Origin of the sequence: Nostoc sp. NOS(2021), from assembly GCF_017115025.1 — a bacterium.
In the GTDB taxonomy this organism is placed as follows: domain Bacteria; phylum Cyanobacteriota; class Cyanobacteriia; order Cyanobacteriales; family Nostocaceae; genus Nostoc.
Genome location: NZ_JABXKM010000204.1, coordinates 1 through 6,952, shown reverse-complemented (window position 1 = coordinate 6,952; position 6,952 = coordinate 1). Strand labels below are relative to the sequence as shown.

The 6,952-nt window shown below is 43.0% G+C and carries 5 protein-coding genes; 4 read left to right on the top strand and 1 reads right to left on the bottom strand.

Annotated features, from left to right (window positions below; all coding sequences use genetic code 11):
• Positions 1–447: 447 nt before the first annotated feature.
• The 4 genes from HWQ41_RS22525 (at position 448) to HWQ41_RS22510 (ending at position 6,142) form a co-directional block, all read left to right on the top strand.
• Positions 448–2,325, top strand: a complete 1,878-nt coding sequence (locus HWQ41_RS22525; protein WP_292767773.1) for an NAD(P)H-quinone oxidoreductase subunit F — start codon at positions 448–450, stop codon at positions 2,323–2,325.
• A gap of 51 nt (positions 2,326–2,376) precedes the next feature.
• The gene (locus HWQ41_RS22520) at positions 2,377–3,090 is read left to right on the top strand and encodes a carbonic anhydrase (protein ID WP_292767770.1); all 714 of its coding nucleotides are present in this window, start codon (positions 2,377–2,379) and stop codon (positions 3,088–3,090) included.
• A gap of 142 nt (positions 3,091–3,232) precedes the next feature.
• Positions 3,233–4,729: an NADH-quinone oxidoreductase subunit M gene (locus tag HWQ41_RS22515; RefSeq protein WP_292767775.1), complete on the top strand. Its 1,497-nt coding sequence runs from the start codon at positions 3,233–3,235 to the stop codon at positions 4,727–4,729.
• Between the two features lie 105 nt (positions 4,730–4,834).
• Entirely contained in the window at positions 4,835–6,142 is a 1,308-nt protein-coding gene (locus HWQ41_RS22510; RefSeq protein ID WP_292767767.1) for a CO2 hydration protein, read from the top strand.
• 139 nt (positions 6,143–6,281) lie between these two features.
• Here HWQ41_RS22510 and HWQ41_RS22505 read toward each other — a convergent pair.
• A partial coding sequence (locus HWQ41_RS22505) for an S-layer homology domain-containing protein (RefSeq protein ID WP_292767765.1) occupies positions 6,282–6,952 on the bottom strand: 671 nt, incomplete at its 5' end.

The window sequence follows — 6,952 nt, the reverse complement described above, 5'->3', positions numbered from 1 at the left end:
ATGCAGAGCTAGCTGTACGCCCCTACCTATAGCGTTTCCTAATCACACGAGGTACATCTTAGCCCCCTCTCGAAGAGCGGGGAGGGCGTTGGGGGTGGGGTTAGAGTACCTCACAAGGGCCGAGAACCGCTATATATCAATTGATAAAACTAATGATCACCATTGATTAATCCCACTCTCAATTCATAGATAAAAACAATAGCTATTATTAATTAATCAAATAATCGATTATATAAGAATTAATTAGAGTAATTATCTCAAATTTATTTAGTTAATTAATTCCATTTTGACAGATATAACGGTAAGCTGTTTCTAACAAAATTAAACAAAGATAAATTTTGATTATCTGCGGCAGCTACGCCCGTCGTAGACATCGCTGGGTTAACTGGGATCAACGCCAGTTGATTTAAAACCCCAAGTTTTTGATGAAAATGTAGAGGTAATTTGATGGCTCAGTTTCTACTTGAGACTGTTTGGCTAGTTCCGTGCTATGCCTTAATAGGTGGCTTATTAGCCGTGCCTTGGTCGCCGGGGATCATTCGGAAAACGGGGCCAAGACCGGCGGGTTATGTAAACTTGGTGATGACATTTTTGGCGTTTGTACATTGTGCGATCGCTTTACAAGCAACTTGGAATCAGCCACCCCAAGAAGTATTTATTCCTTGGTTATCTACGGCTGGTTTAGACTTAACCATTGCTTTAGAAATTTCTTCGGTGAGTGTCGGCGCTTTGGTTGTGATTACTGGCTTGAATTTGCTGGCGCAGATTTATGCGATCGGCTATATGGAAATGGATTGGGGTTGGGGACGCTTCTATTCGTTATTAGGATTATTTGAAGCGGGACTATGTGCCCTTGTTCTGTGCAATAACTTGTTTTTCAGCTATGTAATTTTGGAAGTCCTGACGCTGGGAACCTACCTCTTAGTGGGCTTATGGTTTAGCCAGCCTTTAGTAGTCACGGGTGCGAGAGATGCTTTCTTAACCAAGCGGGTGGGAGACTTATTCTTACTGATAGGCGTGTTGGCATTATGGCCTCTCGCCGGAACTTGGAATTACACAGAACTAGCGCAGTGGGCGGCGACTGCAAATGTTAACCCGACAACAATGGCACTCGTAGGTTTGGCCTTAATTGCCGGGCCAATGGGTAAATGTGCCCAGTTCCCCCTGCATTTATGGTTGGATGAAGCAATGGAAGGCCCTGTCCCTAGTACCATTTTGCGGAACTCGGTAGTAGTCGCTAGTGGTGCGTGGGTGCTGATTAAATTGCAACCTGTGTTAAGTTTGTCGCCCATAGTTTCCTCTGCAATGGTGGGTATTGGGGTTGTGACAGCCTTGGGTGCTTCTTTAATTGCGATCGCTCAAATTGATCTTAAACGCTGTCAATCCTATTCTGTCAGTGCATACATGGGTTTAGTATTCATCGCCGTGGGAGTGCAACAATCCGAAACGGCGCTGTTGTTAGTACTCACCCATGCCATATCCGCAGCCCTTTTAGTGATGAGTACTGGGGGAATTATCTGGAATAGCATCACCCAAGATGTCACCCAATTAGGTGGATTGTGGACACGTCGCCCGATTTCCGCAATAGCCTTTATCGTCGGGACTTTGGGATTAATTGGTTTTCCACCCTTGGGTAGCTTTTGGGCATTGATGGAACTAGCAGATGGGTTGTGGGAAACGCAACCTTGGTTAGTGGGGGTAGTGATAGCGGTAAATACTTTAACAGCCGTGAGTTTAACCAGGGAATTTGGTTTGATTTTTGGTGGTAAAGCTACACAAATGAGTCAGCGATCGCCTGAAGCACACTGGCCGATGATTCTACCAATGATGATTTTACTTGGTGTCAGTCTACATCTTCCTTTAGTGTTGCAAAGCTTATCAATTTTACCCGATTGGGCAACTCTAAATAAAGATGTTGCACTACTTTTAATTTGGTCGAGTATTTTTGGTTGCAGCATCACTGGCGTGATTTATTTAGGCAATATTCATAAACCGATTCGCCTCCCTTGGCAAGGTTTACAAGACTTACTAGCATACGACTTTTACACCCCCAAACTCTATCGGATGACCATAATTTTTAGCGTTGCCAAAATTTCTCAAATTGCCGATATGATTGACCGCTTTGTAGTCGATGGCATCGTTAATTTAGTTGGTTTATTTTCGCTATTAAGTGGCGAAAGTCTCAAATACAGCACCTCTGGACAAACCCAGTTTTATGCCTTAACTGTTCTTCTAGGAGTAGGTGTTTTAGGAATGTGGGTAACTTGGCCATTTTGGGGAGTGCAGTTTTTAAATTTGATTTTTCAAATCTCGACAGTTGGGTAGCAGTAACTATGCTAGCGCAAGCTGACAGTTTAATATTGTGAGGATAATTTCATGAGCATACAACATTCCCAGATCAATCTTTCCAGAAGAAGTTTATTCAAGTTTGGTGCAGGTGCGATCGGTACAGGTGTATTGACAGCCGGACTTAGCTCAAACTTACTTGCAGCAGAAATTGCCCCAGCAGAAGATGAGATTACCCCCGATAAGGCATTGCAAGAGTTATTAGATGGGAATGAAAGATTTGCCCAAAGAAAACGTCGTAATCCACACCAAACATATTCACGTTTAGCCGAAATTGCCAAAGGTCAAAAGCCCTTTGCTTCTATTCTCAGTTGTGCAGATTCACGGGTACCTTCAGAGATTGTCTTTGACCAAGGACTTGGAGATTTATTTGTCTGCCGTGTAGCTGGCAATATTGCCACACGAGAAGAAATTGGTAGCCTAGAATTTGGCAGTTTAGTATTAGGTTCCAAAGTCATTATGGTAGTGGGACATGAAAGATGTGGTGCGGTAGATGCCGCAATCAAAGGTGCTGAAGTACCAGGGCAAATCGGAAGTTTACTTGAGGCGATTAAACCGAGTGTAGAAAGCTCAAAAGGAAAATCAGGAGATAAGTTAGAAAACGCTTGTAAAGCAAATGTTTTGGCACAAATTAAAAAATTGAATTCATCGCCAGTTTTATCTGAGTTAATCAAGGCAGAAAAGCTGAAAATAGTCGGAGCTTATTACGATTTAGATACTGGCAAAATCACTATAGTAGGCTAGCTTTTTTGTACTTAAATCTCGTTCCCAGTCTCCGACTGGGAATGCAAATTCATACTGCCTCATGAATTCGCGGCAGAGCCGCAATGAACTGCGTTCCCAGTCGGAGACTGGGAACGAGGAAAAGACAAAGGATAAAATTACCATGTTAAGTGTCTTGATTTGGCTGCCAATTTTCGCTGCTATTTTCATAGCGGTACTACCTCTAAATATCCCTAAAGATCGGATTCGGTTAACAGCATTAATTTTTTCTGGAATAGTTCTATTTTGGAACCTTTTTATCCTGCTGAAATTTGATATCAGCAATCCAGGAATGCAATTTAAAGAGTATTTACCCTGGAATGAAACCCTTGGTTTGAGCTATCAATTAGGTGTTGATGGGCTTTCTATATTGATGTTGGTGTTAAATAGCCTGCTCACCTGGATTGCTATTTACAGCAGTAGTAAAGAAACTGAACGCCCCCGGCTGTTCTACTCGATGATTTTATTAGTTAGTGGAGGAGTCGCAGGTGCTTTTCTCGCGGAGAATTTCCTGCTATTCTTCCTGTTCTACGAACTAGAATTAATCCCCTTCTACTTACTAATTTCCATTTGGGGAGGGGAAAAACGGGGTTATGCTGGGATTAAATTCCTGATTTATACTGCTGTTTCAGGAGCCTTAATTCTGGCGACATTCTTGGGTATGGTGTGGCTGAGTGGTTCTACCAATTTTGCTTTTGATTCGGTCTCTACAGAAAACTTGTCAATAGCTAAACAAATCCTTTTACTAGCAGGAATAGTATTAGGTTTTGGGATTAAAATTCCCTTAGTTCCCTTCCATACTTGGCTACCCGATGCTTATGTTGAGGCTTCAGCACCAATTGCTATTCTTCTTGGTGGCGTGTTGGCAAAGCTGGGAACTTATGGATTGCTGCGATTTGGGTTGGGTATGTTTCCCCATGCTTGGAGCATTATTGCACCAACTTTAGCAATTTGGGGAGCAGTCAGCGCTATCTATGGGGCACTAATTGCGATCGCTCAAAAAGATATCAAGCGCATGGTAGCATACAGTTCCATCGGTCACATGGGCTATGTATTGCTAGCTGCTGCCGCCAGTACTTCCTTAGCACTTGTGGGTGCAGTCGCCCAAATGTTTAGCCACGGTATCATCCTGGCGATTCTTTTCCACTTGGTGGGAGTCGTGGAAGCCAAAGTCGGCACCCGTGAGTTAGATAAACTCAATGGTTTAATGAGTCCCATACGCGGTTTACCCCTAATTAGCGCCCTACTAGTTTTAAGTGGTATGGCTAGTGCTGGTATTCCCGGTTTAACAGGATTCATCGCGGAGTTTATCGTCTTTCAAGGTAGTTTCTCTATCTTTCCCATCTCGACAATTTTGTGTGTAGTCGCTAGTGGATTAACCGCAGTTTATTTTGTCATTCTCCTCAACCGTACCTGTTTTGGCAGACTCGATAACTTCGCCTACTATCCCAAAGTTTTATGGTCTGAGAAAATACCAGCTTTAATTTTGGCAGCTTTTATCATCTTTTTGGGAGTACAACCCACTTGGTTAGTGCGTTGGAGTGAATCCACAACTACAACAATGGTGACTGCAATTCCCTCTTTGGAAAAAACCGTCATCTCTGAAGTAGCGCTGAAATAGGAAATAAATCAAAACACTTGTAGAGACGGCGATTTATCACGTCTCAAAACTCAAAACTTATCCCCCAGACGCGATTTATCGCGTCTCTACCAATTTCCGATTACCATGACAGCAATTAAAACAGCAATAAAATTACCTCCTTCTAATCACGAATTTGCCGAAGTAATCCATCGCCTAGAAGCAGGTGGTGCAATGTTACCCGATACCCCAGAAAATTTGATGCAAATCATCGGTTTATATAAAGCTTATGCTGTACCGATGGATTTTTACTGGCGTGACCTACTTTATATTGCCGAACGCGAATTTTTAAACCCGTTACCGTTCTTTAAATACTTCTTACCCAAAGAGTATTTAGAACTGCATAATCATTACGCTGGTGATGATGCCGATTTACGAATTTGGCGCGGCGAAGCTACTGCACATCCAGAACTTTTGGCATTTATTGAGAAGGGTGAAACTTTCAAAATGCCGAAGTTGTTGCATCACTTGTTCCACGATCGCATTAACATGGAATTTGCGGAAGCTTGTATGCGGGCGATGTTGTGGCACAGAGGGATGGGTGGGCAATTTGACCCTTACCTAGATTCTGAAGAATACAAAGCCAACGCTGACAAGGCAATTAAAGCTTACTTCCAAGGGAATCCCGTAATGCTGGGACTTTACAAGCTGTTCCCCGATATGTTTTTGGAACAGTGCCGCCAGATGTCATACTACGCTAACCTGGGCTTATTCTGGGAAGTCATGGCCCCAGTATTCTTTGAAATGTCCGACCGCTATGACGAAGGGACAATTAGCAGCGTCCCAGAGGCGATGAGCTTTTTAGTTAATGGTATATTTGCGATCGCAGGTCGTCCCATTTACCATCACGTTTATATTCGTGGCGAATGCTATGAAATTGTCCCCAAATCTAAGGGTTTCATGTGGCTATATGAAGCTGCATTACCTTATGTAGAAGCAGTTTTCTACCGCACTGCACCCTTCCGAGGGACAAAATCTTATAATGCTCAAGCGCGTCAAGTACCGTCAGACCAAAAAGATTTTCACTATGGCATTCTTTACGCTGATGTATTTCCAGTGGGTACTGCTGGCATTCCCCCCACATTATTAATGCAAGATATGCTGCATTTTTTGCCACCATATCTTGTTGATTACTACAGCCAACATTGCCGGGGTGAAGAAGATATGTTGATTCAGTTGGGAGTTAGTTTTCAACGCTCAATGTATTGTGTCACTTCTGCGGTAATTCAAGCTTTGCGAACGGCACTTTTATATCCATTAGATGACCAAAATATTCAGCATTTACAAGCTAATCGAGATTTCTTTGAAATGCAGCTAAATCGCTTTACTCGTTCTGAATATAATATTCGTGATGCTGCTCGTTTGGGGAGTATTCAAAAGCAAGATTATAGATAAGAAATCCCCCCAGCCTCCTTTTTAAGACCAGGATGGTTTCATCCTAAAAAATAAAAATCCAGAACCCTTTTTGTAGGGGCAATTCATGAATTGCCCCTACAAAAATCATCCGATTTTGCAAAACAAACCAGTTTACAAATTAAGCACTCACAATATAAGGTGAGTCGATCGCTGCTACACGACTAGCATCTACCAAAGCTTGATATACCATCACAGCTACCTCAGCGCGTGTTGCATCGCGGGTAGGATTGAGTTGTTTGAGATTTGGGTGATTGACGATAATCCCCTTGTCTATAGCTTTTACTACCTCATCTTTGGCATATCCAGGAATCTTTGCTTGGTCATCGAAAACTTTGATGGTTGCTGTACCATCACCAGATAACTTCAATCCATTCACCAGGGAGACAATCACTTCCACGCGCTGGATATTTTTGTTGGGGACAAAAGTATTGTCAGGAAAACCAGAGAGAAATGAACCTTGATATGCTTGCTGAATTACCTTGGATGCCCAGAAGTCTGCTGGTACATCTTTGAACTTGATCACGGGGCGGTTTGGCGATGGGTTGAAAGCTTTTACTAGTAATGCCGCGTATTGCGCCCGTGTCATCGTCGCATCGGGTTTAAATGTGCGATCGGGAAAACCATTAACTATCTCCAATTTGACTAATTCCCGAATAAACCCACCTGCCCAATGATTTGCAATATCGGTTAATTCGACAGTTGGCGTGGGCGTTGGAGTTGGAGTTGGAGTTGGAGTTGGAGTTGGAGTTGGAGTTGGCGTGGGCGTTGGTGTGGGCGTTGGTGTGGGCG